Annotated in this window: 15 protein-coding genes; 8 read left to right on the top strand and 7 right to left on the bottom strand. The window is 46.9% G+C overall.

The genetic code is table 11. From position 1 onward, the window contains the following. Positions 1 to 69 precede the first annotated feature (69 nt). Complete coding sequence (locus ACXAGC_RS19065; RefSeq protein ID WP_474846361.1) at positions 70 to 1,557, top strand: catalase; 1,488 nt, start codon at positions 70 to 72, stop codon at positions 1,555 to 1,557. A gap of 85 nt (positions 1,558 to 1,642) precedes the next feature. On the opposite strand, the gene ACXAGC_RS19060 is transcribed toward ACXAGC_RS19065, so the two are convergent. After that, entirely contained in the window at positions 1,643 to 3,883 is a 2,241-nt protein-coding gene (locus ACXAGC_RS19060; RefSeq protein ID WP_474846359.1) for a xanthine dehydrogenase family protein molybdopterin-binding subunit, read from the bottom strand. Then, positions 3,883 to 4,341, bottom strand: a complete 459-nt coding sequence (locus tag ACXAGC_RS19055; RefSeq protein WP_474846357.1) for a (2Fe-2S)-binding protein — start codon at positions 4,339 to 4,341, stop codon at positions 3,883 to 3,885. Before ACXAGC_RS19055 ends, ACXAGC_RS19060 begins: the two co-directional genes overlap by 1 nt. A 365-nt stretch (positions 4,342 to 4,706) precedes the next feature. Here ACXAGC_RS19055 and ACXAGC_RS19050 point away from each other — a divergent pair, with 365 nt between their 5' ends. The 5 genes from ACXAGC_RS19050 (at position 4,707) to ACXAGC_RS19030 (ending at position 7,963) form a co-directional block, all read left to right on the top strand. Continuing rightward, positions 4,707 to 5,186 carry a (R)-mandelonitrile lyase gene (locus tag ACXAGC_RS19050; RefSeq protein ID WP_474846355.1) on the top strand — a complete coding sequence of 160 codons (480 nt, stop codon included), beginning with the start codon at positions 4,707 to 4,709 and terminating at the stop codon, positions 5,184 to 5,186. 104 nt (positions 5,187 to 5,290) lie between these two features. Then, entirely contained in the window at positions 5,291 to 5,527 is a 237-nt protein-coding gene (locus ACXAGC_RS19045; protein ID WP_474846353.1) for a hypothetical protein, read from the top strand. Between the two features lie 67 nt (positions 5,528 to 5,594). After that, complete coding sequence (locus ACXAGC_RS19040; protein ID WP_474846351.1) at positions 5,595 to 6,503, top strand: MipA/OmpV family protein; 909 nt, start codon at positions 5,595 to 5,597, stop codon at positions 6,501 to 6,503. Positions 6,504 to 6,551: 48 nt separating this feature from the next. Beyond that, the gene (locus ACXAGC_RS19035) at positions 6,552 to 7,589 is read left to right on the top strand and encodes a sulfotransferase domain-containing protein (protein WP_474846440.1); all 1,038 of its coding nucleotides are present in this window, start codon (positions 6,552 to 6,554) and stop codon (positions 7,587 to 7,589) included. Positions 7,590 to 7,618: 29 nt separating this feature from the next. Beyond that, entirely contained in the window at positions 7,619 to 7,963 is a 345-nt protein-coding gene (locus ACXAGC_RS19030) for a Dabb family protein (protein WP_474846349.1), read from the top strand. Positions 7,964 to 7,982: 19 nt separating this feature from the next. Here the strand turns inward: ACXAGC_RS19030 and ACXAGC_RS19025 are convergent, their stop codons facing one another. Together ACXAGC_RS19025 and ACXAGC_RS19020 are read right to left on the bottom strand one after the other, a co-directional pair. Continuing rightward, positions 7,983 to 8,504, bottom strand: coding sequence for a GNAT family N-acetyltransferase (locus ACXAGC_RS19025; RefSeq protein WP_474846347.1), 522 nt, complete (start codon positions 8,502 to 8,504; stop codon positions 7,983 to 7,985). A gap of 70 nt (positions 8,505 to 8,574) precedes the next feature. Beyond that, the gene (locus tag ACXAGC_RS19020) at positions 8,575 to 9,477 is read right to left on the bottom strand and encodes an NAD(P)/FAD-dependent oxidoreductase (protein WP_474846345.1); all 903 of its coding nucleotides are present in this window, start codon (positions 9,475 to 9,477) and stop codon (positions 8,575 to 8,577) included. 117 nt (positions 9,478 to 9,594) lie between these two features. Here ACXAGC_RS19020 and ACXAGC_RS19015 point away from each other — a divergent pair, with 117 nt between their 5' ends. Then, the gene (locus tag ACXAGC_RS19015; protein WP_474846343.1) at positions 9,595 to 10,017 is read left to right on the top strand and encodes an RrF2 family transcriptional regulator; all 423 of its coding nucleotides are present in this window, start codon (positions 9,595 to 9,597) and stop codon (positions 10,015 to 10,017) included. Here the strand turns inward: ACXAGC_RS19015 and ACXAGC_RS19010 are convergent. Next, entirely contained in the window at positions 10,014 to 10,589 is a 576-nt protein-coding gene (locus ACXAGC_RS19010; RefSeq protein WP_349584786.1) for a DUF502 domain-containing protein, read from the bottom strand. The two genes, ACXAGC_RS19015 and ACXAGC_RS19010, sit on opposite strands and share 4 nt — an antisense overlap. Before the next feature lie 193 nt (positions 10,590 to 10,782). Here ACXAGC_RS19010 and ACXAGC_RS19005 point away from each other — a divergent pair, with 193 nt between their 5' ends. Continuing rightward, positions 10,783 to 11,607, top strand: a complete 825-nt coding sequence (locus ACXAGC_RS19005; RefSeq protein WP_474846341.1) for an inositol monophosphatase family protein — start codon at positions 10,783 to 10,785, stop codon at positions 11,605 to 11,607. A gap of 338 nt (positions 11,608 to 11,945) precedes the next feature. Here the strand turns inward: ACXAGC_RS19005 and ACXAGC_RS19000 are convergent, their stop codons facing one another. Together ACXAGC_RS19000 and ACXAGC_RS18995 are read right to left on the bottom strand one after the other, a co-directional pair. Then, positions 11,946 to 13,613 carry a glycoside hydrolase family 28 protein gene (locus ACXAGC_RS19000; RefSeq protein ID WP_474846339.1) on the bottom strand — a complete coding sequence of 556 codons (1,668 nt, stop codon included), beginning with the start codon at positions 13,611 to 13,613 and terminating at the stop codon, positions 11,946 to 11,948. 934 nt (positions 13,614 to 14,547) lie between these two features. After that, a complete protein-coding gene (locus tag ACXAGC_RS18995; protein ID WP_474846337.1) occupies positions 14,548 to 15,564 on the bottom strand; it encodes a LacI family DNA-binding transcriptional regulator in 1,017 nt (338 codons plus the stop codon). Positions 15,565 to 15,828: the final 264 nt, after the last annotated feature.

The raw sequence follows: 15,828 nt of genomic DNA, 5'->3' as shown, positions 1-15,828 counted from the left end.
CAGTCGCTACCTGAGCACTTAAATAAAAATCTGTCCATCACAATAGTGTCAGTTCAGAAGGATAATATTATGAGTCAGTGTCCATTTTCGGGTAAGAACCCTCAATCTGTTACGTTAACCTCGGCTAACGGTGCGCCGGTTGCGAATGATAATCAAAGTCGCACTGCGGGTCGTCGCGGGCCGGTGACTTTCGACAATCACTACCTGTTTGAGAAGCTGGCTCATTTTAACCGCGAGCGTATTCCCGAGCGTGTTGTCCATGCCCGAGGCAGTGCGGCTTACGGCACCTTCACACTGACCAACAGCCTGTCGGATTATACGATAGCTGATTTCCTGCAGCAGGAAGGTCAGCAAACACCGGTATTTCTGCGCTTTTCGACAGTAGGCGGCGGCCAGGATTCAAGTGATTATGCCCGTGATCCCCGTGGCTTTGCTGTGAAGTTTTACACAGAGCAGGGAAACTGGGATATGGTGGGCAATAACACGCCGGTATTCTTCTTACGGGACGGGATTAAATTCCCCGACTTCATCCACAGTCAAAAGAAAAATCCGCAGACTAATCTGCCTGATCCGCAGACGGTTTACGAATTCTGGGCGAATAACCCGCAATCGTTGCACCAGTCCACCATTTTGATGTCTGACCGCGGGATCCCGTTATCATACCGTCACGTGAACGGATACAGCTCTCACACTTTGAGTTTGTGGAACAGTAAAGGTGAGCGTTACTGGGTGAAGTGGCACTTCAAAACCAATCAGGGGATTAAAACGCTGACCACTGAAGAAGCTGCACAAATGCCGGCCTTCGGCGCACAGCAGGACCTGGTTGCCAGCATTGATAACGGTGACTATCCATCCTGGACGGTGAAGGTGCAGATCATGACGGAAGAGGAAGCCCGCAGCTACCACATAAATCCTTTTGATTTAACGAAAGTATGGCCACACAAAGACTTCCCGTTAAAGGAAATCGGGCAGCTTGAGCTGAACCGTAATGTTGATAACTACTTTGCAGAAACCGAGCAGGCGGCGTTTGCACCAAATAATTTAGTACCGGGGATTGGTGTATCGCCGGACAGAATGTTACAGGCGCGCTTGCTGGCTTATCAGGATGCACACCGTTACCGCGTGGGCGCGAATGTGAATCAGATCCCTGTGAATGCGCCAAAATGCCCGGTGCATAACTACCAGCGTGACGGTGCTTTTGCCGGTATTAACCCTTCACTGGCAAGCAGTGGTGCTAACTTCTATCCGAACAACCGCGCTATGGCCGGTGAGCCGGCAGAAGCTGTGGAATATGCAGAGCCACCCATGCCGCTGGAGCAGGATGCATGGCTGGATATTTACGATACGCAGGATGATGATAACTTTTCTCAGGCCGGTGAGCTGTACCGCATCATGAACGAATCGCAAAAGCAGCAACTGGTAAGCAATATTGCAGATGGTTTAAGTCAGGCAACAGGTGATGTACAGGAAGCCATGTTTGCACAATACGATGCCGCCGATGAAGACTACGGACGCAGAGTAAAAGAAGCCGTAATGGCAAGACTGACTGGCGGCTAAACGCCGGTAATAAAAAGAAGGGCCGGTGAGGTAAGTCACCGGCTCTTTTTTATCTCTGCAGTGAAGCTATTTTTGCAACCGGCGACTATGCCGGCACTTTAGCGCCCAGCGGTAACCTGCGAACTACTTTACCGGTTATGCTGCTGATGGCATTTAAGATAGCCGGAACGGCAGGCGGTACGCCGGGCTCTCCGATCCCCGTTGGCGGCTTCACGGAGTCAACCGTAAATACTTCCACTGCAGGTGCTTCATTGATGCGAAGAACCGGATAATTGTGGAAATTGCTCTGTGTTACCACACCGTCTTTCAAGGTGATTTCCTGTTTCAGGAATGACATAGCAAAACCGATCCCGCCCTCTACCTGTGTCGCCACATTGACCGGGTTAATTACCTGGCCGCAGTCCACAGCGCAGTACACCTTGTCTACTTTGTAGGTGTTGTCTGCACGCACTGTGACTTCCGCCACCTGGGCAACGATGGTGTTAAACGACTGACGTATGGCAATACCGCGGGCTCGCCTTTCGCCCTCTTTGCCCTGCGGAAGTGGCGTATTCCAGCCGGATTTTTCAGCAACGAGATCCAGCACGTTTAAAAATTCAGGCGCATCAGCCAGTAATTTACGTCTGAAAAGGTATGGATCCTGTCCGGTTTTAGTGGCAATTTCATCAATCAACACTTCGCCGACAAAGGCAGAGTGTGTATGGCCTACAGAGCGCAACCACGAAACAGGCACATCACCTTTAACCAGATGCTGCTCTACCAGCATGTTATTAATGGCGTAGGGCAGGCCGTGAGCACCTTCCATCAGCGTATGGTCAACCTGCGTGGCCGGCATGGGGAAGAAACTTTGCCCCACAACACGCCAGCGCCAGGAAGCCACACTGCCATCGGCGTTAATCATGATTTTGTTGTTGTGTACTGTCATCGGGCGATACTGCATGCCACCCATATCTTCTTCCCGCAGCCACACCATTTTGATTGGCACGTTTATGCCCTGAGCACGGGCAACTTTAGCAATACGGGTTGCTTCTATTACAAAATCGCAGCCCGGGCCGGCACGGCGACCGAAACTGCCACCTGCATAAAGTTGGGTGATCTGCACTTTTTCAACCGGCAAACCAGTCTCTTTAGCGATGGCAGCCTGGTCTGCGGTATGCCATTGTTCGCCGTTCCACATATGGCAGCTGTCTTCCTGAAGGTGAATCAATGCGTTCATCGGCTCCATTGCTGCGTGAGCAAGGTAAGGCAATTCAAACACCGCATCGATTTCATAACCGCCTTCAGGTACTTCAGTTAATTGCGGGCCGGTGTTCGTCACTTCAAGCCCGGGCGTCGCGGCCAGCTGCCTGTATTCTTCAAACAGGGCTGCGGTACCGGCGTGTGAACCGGTATTCCTGTCCCATTGAATATTCAGCGCATCACGGCCTTTCTTTGCAATCCATGTGTTTTTAGCAAGCACAGCAACGCCGCCCTGAATCACGTTGTCACCGGGGATTTCCAGTACTGCAACGACGCCCGGCACCGCCATGGCAGGCGCCTTATCCACGCTGGCTACTTTAGCGAACTTACGTGGCGGGTGGGCAATGACGGCTACCAGCATATCCGGTAGCTTGATGTCCTGAGTATATACCGCTTTGCCGTTTACTTTTTCCGGCACGTCGACACGGCGCATGCCATCCGCTTTTCCGATGCGCTGATACTCAGCCGGTTTTTTAAACGTAAGTGTACCCGCATCAGGCACCGGTAACTCTGCTGCGGCATCGATAAAGGCACCGTAACCGGCACGCTTATTCGTAGCTTCGTGAATAACGATACCGTCTACCACAACCAGTTCTTTAAACGGGACTTTCCACTCAAGGGCCGCTGCCTGAAGTAACATGTGACGGGCTGATGCTGCTGCGGTTCGCATTACATTCCATGCACCGGCCATAGCAGTACTGCCGCCGGTGCCCTGCACATTAAAACCTACCGCCGCCAGCGCTGGATTGCCGTATTTTTCTAAATCGGCAGGGGAGCCCGTCACCTGCAGTTGCTCCGGTGTAATGTGTAATTCCTCAGCCGCCAGTGTAGCCAGGCCGGTGAAGGTTCCCTGGCCCATTTCTATGTAGCTGGAAATAATCGTAACAAAGCCGTTTTTATCGATTTGAATAAACGCATTGGGCATAAAGACATCAGACCCGGCGTTTTCTGCGGCCAGCGCAACCTGGCCTTTAAAGTTTACCGCCAGCGTCAGTGCGCCCATCCCGGCCAGAAACTGCCTGCGGGTAATGGCAGCACCGTGTTGCGCTGCTTCAGGTTGTTGCTGTTGTTGAGGGTTAATGATCATTATTTCAGCTCCCTTGCCGCACGGTGAATAGCGCTGCGGATCCGCGGATAGGCTGCGCAACGACAAATGTTTCCGTTCATGGCGGCATCAATATCGTCATCCGTAGGCGCAGGTTTCTCTTTCAGCAACGCGACCGCAGACATGATTTGACCAGACTGGCAATAACCACATTGCGGCGCCTGCTCCTCTATCCACGCAGCCTGAACAACTGCACCAACCCTGTCGGTTTCAGCGGCTTCAATGGTGGCGACAGCGGCTCCTTCCAGAGCCAGCATCGGAGTGACGCAGGATCTGACCGGCTTGCCATTAACGTGCACGGTACATGCACCGCACTGGGCCATACCGCACCCGAACTTTGTGCCGGTAAGCGCGATTTCATCTCGTAAATACCACAACAGTGGCATTTGCTGGTCTCCGTCAAAGGTTTCGGGACGACCGTTTACGGTAAGCTTAATCATGATATTTCCCTTGAAGCTGGCCTGTTCAGATTACGGGTTTCAAAATGTTTGTATGCAGGGGGAAAGCGATTCTTTGTGGTGGTAGCATATGCATTGTGCTAATGCGTAATATGAATCTTTAGATCCCTGACTGTAAAAGATAGCGCTAATTTGCTGTGAAGCGATAGTCTGATCCTGTGAAAGTATTGCCTGATCCTCCGGGGGCTTTTTAATTGTATATCACGGGGATATCTGGCCCTTTCCAAGTAACTGTAACCCATCTATTTATTAAAAAAATTCATAGGTGCTATGCACAGCTTTTGAAAAACTTTGGCGGTGGTTTGGCGTAATCTGAATAACCTTTCCAACATCAGGAACTCAGTGTTATGCATACTTTTGCAACGTCATTCAGTGTGGCCTGTTTACTCGCTATTTCTTCATTGTCTTCAGCGCAATCTCTTGAAGTCACGCAAAACGGTGAACAGCAGGTAATCACCGGCTCAGACAAGTTCTTCACCGGTACCAGTATCGTGAATCCGTATTTCAGTAACAAAGAAGCCGGTGTTTCCGGTGCCAGTGTCACTTTTGCGCCAGGTTCACGCTCGGCCTGGCACACCCATCCCAAAGGACAACATCTCGTTGTTACCGAAGGGACGGGATACGTTCAGCAATGGGGTAAAGAAAGGCAAACCATTAAGCCCGGCGATGTGGTGTGGACCCCGCCCGGTGTTAAACACTGGCACGGTGCTGCGGAGCATTCCATGATGTCACATATCGCCATTCAGCAATTCGGTGATGGTAAAAATGTGGTTTGGATGGAAAAGGTCAGTGATGAGGAGTACCTGCAAACACCGGTTTCCCCGTAAATTCACAATACGAACGCAACAGTGACAGCGTAATGCGAATTAAAGAGGCTGTGATATAGTGTTTTAAAAAGTGATGAAAAACTGTCTTTACGGGGAAAATATTAGTGACAAACCTTCATCAGCAGGCGCTGGACAAAGCCTCTCAGGGAAACTGGGACGGCGCACACACGATTGTCGAAAATGAAAATGATGCATTGTCATGTTTAATTCACGGCTATCTGCACCGGGTAGAGGGCGATAAATTCAATGCCCGCTACTGGTACACCCGTGCCGGTGAGACGATGCCGTCAAACAGTCTGGATGACGAGTTTGTCCGCCTATCCGAAATGGTAAACAGTTGATTCACGCCGGTATCAGCTTCCGCTCCGGTACTCACAATTATGTCACTGACAACACAAGGGATTTGAATTGAGCTCATCACCATTTTTTATGCCAGCGCTGCTTCTCATGATGACTGCCTTTTACACCCTTGCGGACGACGAAACTGCCGCTGCAGGCGACTCACCTAACCGCAACCTGACCGGTTTTGAGTCGCTTGATGAAAAGCAGCCATTGTGGGAAGTGGGTATTGGCGGCGGCATTATAGAAGTGCCGAATTACCCTGCATCCAAAGAGCGTAATTTTGTCGGACTTGCTGCACCGTATGCCATCTATCGCGGTGATATTTTTCGTATTGGCGGTGACGGCGGGGCCCGTGCTGTATTTCTGGAAAATGAAAAACTTGAACTGGACATGAGTTTCAGTGGCGCGTTCTCTGCCGACAGCGACGACAATACGGCGCGGGAAGGCATGCCTGAGCTGGATTATATGTTCGAGGCCGGTCCGCAGCTTATCTACAAAATACGGGATTTTTCATTCCAACGTGGTGGAAATGGCAGGCTTACCGGCAGAGTGCAGGCAAGGGCTGTATTTTCAACAGATCTTGGTGATTTGCATACCAGAGGTTATGTTTTTGAACCGACTTTACGTTATCAGCAGCGCGGCGTCTTTTTCGACAGTACCGGACTAAGTCTGGCATTCAGAATGACCTGGGCGACAGAAAAATTACATGACTATTTTTATCAGGTCGATGAGGCGTATGTTACATCGACTCGTCGTCAATTTAATGCCAAAGGTGGTTATCTGGGATCAGAAGTGTCGCTGGGATTGTCTTTTCCTGTTATGAATAAAGTTCGCGGGTTTCTGGGCACATCTCTGCAATTTAATCAGGGTGCAGCCAATGAAGACAGCCCGCTGTATGAAAAAGATGTGACTTACAGTATAGGAGTTGGATTTGTCTGGCGGGCCTGGGAGAGCGAGGCGAGATCCAACTGGTGAGTTTACGCATATTAACCTGTTCAGAATAATAAGCAGGACAACCCATTGATGTTAGAAAATGTGAAAGCGCTTAAACGTTATGTGTTAAGTGCGCCCGACAGGGTAAACGCATTGCGGGTGAATACCGCTGAAACTGTTGTCATTAACGGTTTCTGGCGTAGTGGTACTACGTGGTTACAGGAATTGGTCGCGGAAGGTTTGAGTGCTAAACGGGTGTTTGAACCTTTGCAGGCCAGGTGCGGATATATTCAGAAAGCCGTGCAGGGCATCGCACTGCCTGACCAGGGTTATGCTTACATTAACGGTTTTATGCCTTATGCGACAGCGGCACATCCGCCGTCTCCGGATATGAAAGCGCTTTTGCATCAGGCGCAAAAAGGCATACTGACTAATCCGTTTGTGTTGCGTGATCAGGCACTACTCGACCCGGGCAGGGCTTTTAAAAACCGGGTTGTAGTGAAGTATGTGAAAGGGGCATTAAGCCTGAAATATCTGAAAGGTACTTATCAGTGTCCGGTCATCCATATTTATCGTGATCCCCGTGCCGTAATCTCTTCCATTAAAGCAAGAAAAAACTGGGCTGAAGGTGCGTTTGAAAACTTTTCTCTGTCCAACCATTTGCTTAATGTGAACGATGGCAGGGCTGATTACTTCAGCCGGTACAGTGATGACATCCGTGCTATCGATAAAGCCGGAGATTTCGAAAGGCTTACCGGCTATTATTTTCTCACGGAAAAATTTATCGAAGACAGCTTCGCCGGTGACTCACTCCATTACGTGCGGTTTGAAGAGCTGGCCAGAAATCCTGATTTGGAATTCCAGAAGATTGCCGGATATCTGAATTGTGATGACATTAAAGTACCGGACTTTAAAAAGCCGTCTTCAACAGCTTACGTGCCTGATTCGACAAAGAAAATGGAGACCAGTAAAGTGACTTCCGGCTGGGCCGGTAAGCTTGGAGAGGCACACTTACAGACGATAGAAGATATTGCAGCAAGGTTTGCTATGACCCCGCGTTTAACCGGTCTGGCAGGCGAAAAAAACACGTCAGAACAATCAACCAGAGAGTATGCTGAGTCAAAATGAAGATACGAATATTACTATGGTGTTTATTTATGTGCGCAACCTTTAACGCTAACGCAGATACGGAGTCACAAACCGTCAGACATATCGTTGTATTCAAATATACCGGCGATGCGAGTGCTGCGGATATTGATAAAGTCACCCGCGCGTTTGCTGAGCTAGAGCATAAAATCCCCGGTATTGAGTCATTTGAGCACGGGGTGAATAACAGTCCGGAGGCGCTTAATAAAGGCTTTACGCATATTTATCAGCTCACCTTTACTGATGAAGCGGCACGGGATACTTATCTGCCCCACCCGGAACACAAGAAGTTTGGTGAGTTACTCGCTGAACTCGGCATTCTGGATGACGTCTTTGTGGTGGATTACGCGAAGTAAATTCTGTTCAGGCCGTCGTTTAGCGGCCTGAAATAAACTGACTTCTGTTCAGTTTTACAAAGGTCCATACATCACTCTCTTCAATGAGAAAACGGCCTTCCGCCGGCAGATCCTCTTTGTCCTCGTCGTCAGTAAAGCCAAGTTTTGCGAGTATCTTTCCGGAAGGCGCATTACCCTTTTTCAGATAATGCGATACCAGTCTGTCCATTCCGAGTATTCCGAAAGCCAGTTCACACATACTTTCTGCCGCTTTTGTTCCCAGGCCTTTTCCCCAGAAATCCACTCCCAGCCAGTATGAAAGTTCTGCTTCCCGTTTACGCCAGTCTATTTTCTTCAAAATACAGCATCCTGCCGTTTCAGAGCCCATGGTAATGACGAAATGCATCTCCTGAGGAGGGATTGATTTTCCGGCAGCAATCCATTTCAGGACGTCCTGCTCACTACAATTTTCCGGTACGCCACTTGTCCTGGTTATTCGCGCATCTTTTGCGATTTCAAGTAGCGCGGGAACGTGATCTGGCTGAGCTAATGTTAATTTCACTATTAATACTTCTGAAATACCGGAGATAGCGCTATGTTATCAAAGCTTCTTCAGAACACCATTCATAAACTCAGGTCTGGTCAAATATCAACGATTTATGCGCACCGATACCTGCAAGTGTTCCGGATGCAACAGCAAGTGTTCCACTCTGCATCGGGTTAGATAAATCGCCGGCTACGAATACGCCTTTAACGGAACTCTCTTTAAAAGCATCTACACAAACAACTTTGCCTGCCGGTGAATCGGCAAGGGCCAGACTCAGCTGTTTCAGAAACGGAGCATGCACTTCTATTTGCGGAGAGACATACAAACCGCCCAGAGGAATAATTCTCCCCCCTGCGAGGGTGACAGACTCCATTTTCGCATCATTACCATTCACTGCAACGACAGGTGTATCCTCTATACGCACTTTCCGGGATTCTAAAAGTGACAAAAGATCACCTTCAGGCGTATACATGCCCTGAGTGAATAATGTTGTATTGCCCCAGTCCGGGAGCATTGCCGCCTGGTGGAGAGACATGTCTGATGTGGCCAGTACACCAAGCTCAGTATTGCGAATTTCGTATCCGTGACAATAGGGGCAATGAACAACATTTTTACCCCAGTATTTTTTGATTCCCGGCAGTTCAGGCAATTTGTCTGCTATGCCGCAAGCTAGTATCAGCCTTCTGCCGGTTGCTTCAATATCCTGACGGGTTCTGACTTTAAACACATTTTGCAGCTTTTCCGTCGTTATTACAGCGTCCTGCCATAACGTGAAGGTCGGATAAGCAAATAGTTGCTCTAATGCCGTTTTACGGATTTCATCCGGTGTTTTGCCGTCCAGACAGAATACGCCGTGAGATGCGGATGCAAACCGGTTTCTTGGTAGATTTGAATCGATTACCAGCACATTGCGTTGAGCACGGACCAGTTGCATGGCTGCCGATAAACCGGCGAAACTGCCTCCGATAATGATGACGTCATAGTTCATAATGTCGCTCCGGTAGATTTAATGTAACTTATGATGTTACAAATTTAAGTTAGCATGAATCATGTAACATTAAAAGTTTCATGTTATGCTCAACTAATTGAAATTAGAGAATGTAAAATGAGAAAAGACAGCCGCCTTTCGCGGGTGCTGCATGTTCTGGTTCATCTGGACGTGCACGAACAACCCGTAACGTCAGAAAGCATTGCTAAAATGCTTACTACAAACCCTGTGGTGGTCAGGAGAACGATGGCGCTTTTAAGAGAGTGCGGGTACGTTGCAGCAGTAAAAGGACATAAGGGGGGATGGTCGCTTTCATGTTCCCTGTCAGATATTACATTGCTTGATATTCACCGTGCTCTTGGTGAAAGAAGTGTATTTACTATAGGACTCACTGATGAGCACAACAACTGTTTAATTGAGCATGCGGTAAATCGCGCACTCGACGGTGCGATGAAAGATGCTGAAGCACTTTTGCTCCAGCGGTTTGGAGAGGTGACGCTGGCAGATCTCAGCAGAGATTTTGAGAACAACTATGGCTAATTGTCTTTTTCAATCGAATTACCCCCGGTCACTGCTATGCGCATGGCGGTTTCTACATCAATATCCAGCGGCGTAACTTTTTCCCTCGGTAAGTACAGCGTGTATCCGCCAATCTGATAGCTCATGGGCAAATACACGGCTACTTTGTCCTCATCAGGAAATAACTTATTGGCCACCTTATCGCTGGTCATAAAGCCAATTAACTTAATGCCACCTTCCATTTCTACGGAAACCGCTTTTCTGCTGTCTTCGTCAGGCTTTACTTCAAACAGTTCTACTGCATCCTGCACGGCACCGAACAATGTTTTTACTACCGGTACGCGGGCAAAAATACGTTCACCTAACAAAATAACCCAGTTGAACAGATAGGCGTTAATTAAAATGCCGACGGCAGTCAGGGCGAGAATGACTGTAACGACGCCAAGGCCAGGGAAGTAGTAATCTTCAGGAAGAAAGGGCGATAACAATGCTTCCGTTGTACTGACCAGCCAGACAAGAAAATAGATAGTAATGGCAAACGGCAGTATGGTGATCAGCCCTTTGACCGGTAATAAGATCAATTTATTCAGCATTGTAACCCTTTTGGAAAATTAGCGGTGTAGTGTAGACCAGCATGGGTGCTCAGAACAGAGCTGGCGGTGTTGAAATCAGCCCCGGATGTCGGGTTTGATGATTCATGTCTGGCACGTTTTGCTCACCGTGGCATTATGAACACATACGGGAATAACCCCAATTCTACCTTCGTCATATCACTCAGGGATCACAATGATAGATAAAGAACAGTTACACCTGCTTGCCGGTATTTGCAAAGAAGCCTCTGACGCTGAAATCATGCCCCGTTTCAGACAACTACAAAACGGGCAGATAGAAGAAAAGCTAAGTCACCACGATCTCGTGACCGTAGCAGATAAAGCGGCTGAAACCTTCATTCTTCAGCGACTTCGTGAACTGTTCCCCGATGCGTTACTGATTGGTGAGGAAAGTGTGTATGAGGACCCGGCAGCATTAGAACGGTTCGGTGATGCACCTCTCAGTTTTGTGCTCGACCCCATCGACGGGACCTGGCATTACGCCAACGGTTCGGTGAACTTCGGCGTGATGCTGGGTATCGCCAGTCACGGTGAAATGACCGCTGCCATTATCTTTGAGCCTGTGACCGGCGACTATTTATGGGCAATCAAAGGGCAGGGGGCTTTTCAGCGCATAAACGGTTCAGACGTTCCGTTAACGGCTAATCGTCACGGTACACTGCCACTTACAGATACCATGGGATGTTACTCTTTCGGCGTCACAAAGGAAGAAGAGCGGGAACAAGCGGTGAAAGCCGTAATGAAAATGGGGCGGGTGATGGATTACCGCTGTGCGGCAGCAGAATATCGTTTGCTCAACACCGGCGCCGTCTCTTTCGTGTTATTCCAGAACAAGCTTAATTTGTGGGATCATGGCGCAGGATTACTCATTACCAAAGAAGCCGGGGCAGTAGCAAGAATGATCGACGGCAGCGAGTACACACCGCAAATCACCGGCAAATTGCTGGTGGCGGAAAGCGAAGCCCGCTGGCAGGAAGTGGCAGGGTTGTTTGTAAAATAAGGATTATTCTCTTTTCAGCTTTTGTCATGGCCTATAAAATTCAATAGGCATGTTGCGTGTAAATACCTATTTTATAAAGAAATTGGTATGCATTATCAACAGTCTTTCTTCAATCAGACTTTATAGTGCGGCCGGAGCCGGGGCTTCAGTCCATAACGAAGTGTCCTGAGAATCTTCATCACGATCTTCAGGTCGCATTATAGGGACTCACGGTAATTGCTTTGTTAGTATAGGATATCAAAAGCCGTTGACCTTATAAGGTCAACGGCTACCACTATAATTGAGCTTTTGTATTGTCTTTATAACCCAATTGATTATTGGACATTAATCTGACGTTTTTAGATATCCATCAACCCCGGGACATCACTGTCGACAGATGTTGTTTGACCTAGTTTTAATCCTGAGGCTAACAATTTTCCTTGCAACGATACATTATATACAGAGGCCCCGCTGACATCATTGAGTATCAATTGTTGGTGGACTTTACTGGTACCTATATCTATATCATTAATTACCAGTTTTGCCACATCATCAAGAACCAGAGCTGGTCTGAAGTCAGAATCAAGTTCATTCAATTTGAGATTTTTAAGATTGATGCCGGTGGCATGTCTGACATATAGAGCCCAAGACGGTAGCTCACCGAACATGGAATATTCAGGGTACTCCCTGCGTTTCTCTGGTACCTGAAAAAGCTGGCTAACAGGAATATAAGCAAGCCCTTTATTGGCAACGCCGGGGTACGTTAATGAGATATTCTTGAGAGTAATACCAGTAACTTTTGCATCAGGTAACCCGGTAATGGAAGCCGGGATAGGATTAAAAAATGCATTCAACCCCGGTCCACGTAGCTGGTAGCTGCTATCCGCTCGCATAAAAGCAATTTGAGCTGTGAGTCCATCAATGGTTACATTACGAATTGAACCCGGAGGCGCACTTTGATATCGCTGCCCGAGTCTTATGACAAAACCATTACCTGTATTAGTAGCAGTGATATTTTTTATTTTAATATTGTCAATATACCCCCCATCTACGCAACCCAGACATACAGCCGAACGGTAGGTGTCAAACGCATGGATATTACGAATTGTAATGTTTTTGAAACCTTTATAAGAGGATGTTCCGAATTTGACGCCATTGGAACTTGAACGAACAATACAGTCTTCAATTATTATGGAATCGTTAATTTGAGTATCCTGTTCTGATTTTATACAAATGGCATCGTCAGCAGCGTTTATAAAACAGTTTGATATCCGGCCGTTAACTACACCATCAAAATCTATACCATCGTTGTTCCAGTAAGCGTCACTTACTACCTTGATATTATCGATGTGTACATCTGTGCAATGATAATAGGTTTGTACCCAGCTAGCTGAATTTGTAATGGTGACATCGAAGATTGAAATCTGATGACAGTCAATAAAATCAATAATCTGAGGACGGTCTGATTCATGGGGGCGCATTCTGCGAGAATTATAATTGTCTACCGGCCTCTCACCAGAGTGATGCATATAATCAATATTCAGTGCTGTTTGCCGTCCACGTCCGTCAATTTTACCTCCGCCGGAGATTGAAATTTTGCTGGCTTTGTGAGCACTTAACAGCGTGTACCAGCCCCGGGCTGAGCGCTGATAATCCGCAATATTATTACTTCCAAGTAAGGCGGCACCTTCTTCAATGTGCAGGTGCGTATTGGTTGGAATGATGAGAGTACCGGTAACAAATTGTCCTCCATCAATGACTAATTTTGCCCCTTGTGTTGCCGCGCTATTTAATGCCCGCTGTAAGATATCAGTATTCAGTGTTTTGCCATCACCCACGGCACCAAAACTACTAACATGCAAACTTGGCCCTTGGGGCAATTGAACCCGATCGGCGGCAATTTTACGGTTGGTATCAAACTGTCTTTCAAGTGATGAAAATACCTGTTTTGATGAACTGGAACAGGCTGAAAGCTGGGAGTAAAGCCCTGCAAGTACACTGGCCTTAATAAAATCACGGCGAATCATTATTTTCTCTCCTTTGAGGTAGATGGTGATGGAACCATTGTCATCTCAAGAACACGACCTGCGATTTTTATCTAACGAGTAGGGGCAGGTTCATCAGTGGAGTGCCGTTGAATTTCGCTTGTTGAAATCATCTATAACTTCGAACGACGAATAATTACTACCCTGAATCGACTTCACCCGTGAAAAAAATCATCTGGCATTTATGTTCGTACGTGCTACTAATCAATAGCAACCGGTTAGTACGCATGCCGTGCTATACCTTCAGGCTCCTCAGCAAACAAGACTTTAGATTGCTTTGGTAAGGCCAAATAACTATGCTTTTGATAGTTATGCATGTCAACAAAAAATCAACATTGTTTAGGTTTATGAATCTTAATGCGTTGATGATAAGTGATATTTGTGAAATTCAATGCGGAATGGTATTGTGTTTAATGCATGAATCCTTTCCATGCCAGATAAGTGATGTTCACTGTTTTTCTGTATTGGTAAGGCCGATAGGGTGTGCTGGAAGTTTCCAATATACCGCTTAGCCAAATGATTACTAGCAGCCCACTTGATATGCTGCCGTGAATAAAAGCTCCTGACCAAAACTAGTGTTCATGAATTATCTTTAAATAAGAATAAGGTCAGTTGGAAGGCGGGCAGGACAGCCATGGATTCGCTTTTTACAAATTCCCGGGACGTTGATTGCAGGGTAGCCATATATAAGAGTGTTTGGCGCTGGAGTCATGGTTGACGAGTCGCTTTCAGACTTTCGAGGGGCAAAACCAGGCTGTCAGTTTACACCGGAATCTTGCAGTCGCGATTATCGTTAATCGCTAATAGAGATAAGTGCGTCATTTTCGATAGTAAACTCAGGTATTAAACTAATACAGGTTAATATTCCCAATACCAGACTCATTAGTAGACTAAACCAACGAAGATCAGAACGTTACTATTTAACGCTGGTGGTAGAATCCCGAATGACTAATTCTCCATCAAATATTTCATTATTATCAGTTGAGTTACTTTGCTTACTCTTTAGTCGTTGAATCAGCCGTACAGCAGCACGATAACCTATGTTCACCAAAGGGTGACGGTATGTTGTAATATTAGGAAACACCTTCGTAGTAATAGATATGTCATCAATACCGCAAATGGAAAGTTCATCCGGAATTTTTATTCCACGGCTTTGAGCTTCATAAAGCACGCCAGCGGCCATTTCGTCGTTAGAAGCAAAAATCGCCGTCGGTCTGGGTGATTTATTTAACAGGACTGATGCTGCATCTCTGCCGGACTGATAAGTGTAGTAGCCTTGTGCTAATAATGACTCATCAGGGTTTAGCTCATGATCCTCAAATGCTTTCCTGAACCCGGCTTCTTTAATTATACTGGACTCTTCGTCCGGATGGCCCTGGATGTAACCAATTCGCCGGTGCTTCAGGCGAATCAGGTAATCTGTAACGTCATAAGCCGCTTTTTGATAATTGAGTCCAACAAATTCCCCGCGACTTTTGTAACTGGGACCGATGCGCATATAGTTAATCCCCTTGGTACTGAGCATTTCGAGCAATTCCAGTTTATCGCAGATCGGAGGCGCCAGAATAAGTCCATCAACCAGTGTGTTATCTATAAACTCCTCAATCTCTTTTAGTAGATTACTTGAGTAATAGCTACAATCGTAGAGGAAGAGCCCCATTTGTTCTTCAGTACAGCCTTGTAAAATTCCCCTCTGCAACTTCATCAGATAACCAGGACTTGGATTGTCAGTCAATAGCGCTATAAAAAATGAGCGATTTTTTGCCAAAGCCATACCAAGGGGATTTCGCTTAAATCCGGTTTCCAGTATAGCTTTCTGAACTTTCTCACGCATGGATTCACTGACATTAATTTCATTATTGATGACTCGTGATACGGTCTTTTTTGATACGCCAGCCTGCCTGGCTACATCATTGATTGTTGCAGGTTTCATGAAAACTATTTGCCTCTGTGATCGATCAGCGAAATTTCGATTTCATAACAATACTAATATTTGGTGAAATTAAATGTAAGCAGATTCCGCTTATTAAACTTAAAATTTTTATGAGTATAGTATGCGGCACTTACTATTCAGTGTGATTGAACTAACTTCCCAATAAAACCACATAGCAATTTCTTATAAAAATTATCTGTATTTATCATCATGTTCGTCAATATCAGAAATTTAACACCTAGGATTGACACCGGTGTCAAACGA

Source organism: Alteromonas sp. AWJ4_197 (genome assembly GCF_056160285.1).
The sequence above is the reverse complement of the archived record's forward strand: the minus strand, read 5'-3'. Positions and strand labels throughout refer to the sequence as shown.

What these genes read in the sequence shown, in the direction of transcription:
- ACXAGC_RS19065 (WP_474846361.1), top strand. Translation starts at nt 70, where the DNA reads ATGAGTCAGTGTCCATTTTCGGGTAAGAACCCTCAATCTGTTACGTTA.
- ACXAGC_RS19060 (WP_474846359.1), bottom strand. Translation starts at nt 3,883, where the DNA reads ATGATCATTAACCCTCAACAACAGCAACAACCTGAAGCAGCGCAACAC.
- ACXAGC_RS19055 (WP_474846357.1), bottom strand. Translation starts at nt 4,341, where the DNA reads ATGATTAAGCTTACCGTAAACGGTCGTCCCGAAACCTTTGACGGAGAC.
- ACXAGC_RS19050 (WP_474846355.1), top strand. Translation starts at nt 4,707, where the DNA reads ATGCATACTTTTGCAACGTCATTCAGTGTGGCCTGTTTACTCGCTATT.
- ACXAGC_RS19035 (WP_474846440.1), top strand. Translation starts at nt 6,552, where the DNA reads ATGTTAGAAAATGTGAAAGCGCTTAAACGTTATGTGTTAAGTGCGCCC.
- ACXAGC_RS19030 (WP_474846349.1), top strand. Translation starts at nt 7,619, where the DNA reads ATGTGCGCAACCTTTAACGCTAACGCAGATACGGAGTCACAAACCGTC.
- ACXAGC_RS19020 (WP_474846345.1), bottom strand. Translation starts at nt 9,477, where the DNA reads ATGAACTATGACGTCATCATTATCGGAGGCAGTTTCGCCGGTTTATCG.
- ACXAGC_RS19015 (WP_474846343.1), top strand. Translation starts at nt 9,595, where the DNA reads ATGAGAAAAGACAGCCGCCTTTCGCGGGTGCTGCATGTTCTGGTTCAT.
- ACXAGC_RS19010 (WP_349584786.1), bottom strand. Translation starts at nt 10,589, where the DNA reads ATGCTGAATAAATTGATCTTATTACCGGTCAAAGGGCTGATCACCATA.
- ACXAGC_RS19005 (WP_474846341.1), top strand. Translation starts at nt 10,783, where the DNA reads ATGATAGATAAAGAACAGTTACACCTGCTTGCCGGTATTTGCAAAGAA.
- ACXAGC_RS19000 (WP_474846339.1), bottom strand. Translation starts at nt 13,613, where the DNA reads ATGATTCGCCGTGATTTTATTAAGGCCAGTGTACTTGCAGGGCTTTAC.
- ACXAGC_RS18995 (WP_474846337.1), bottom strand. Translation starts at nt 15,564, where the DNA reads ATGAAACCTGCAACAATCAATGATGTAGCCAGGCAGGCTGGCGTATCA.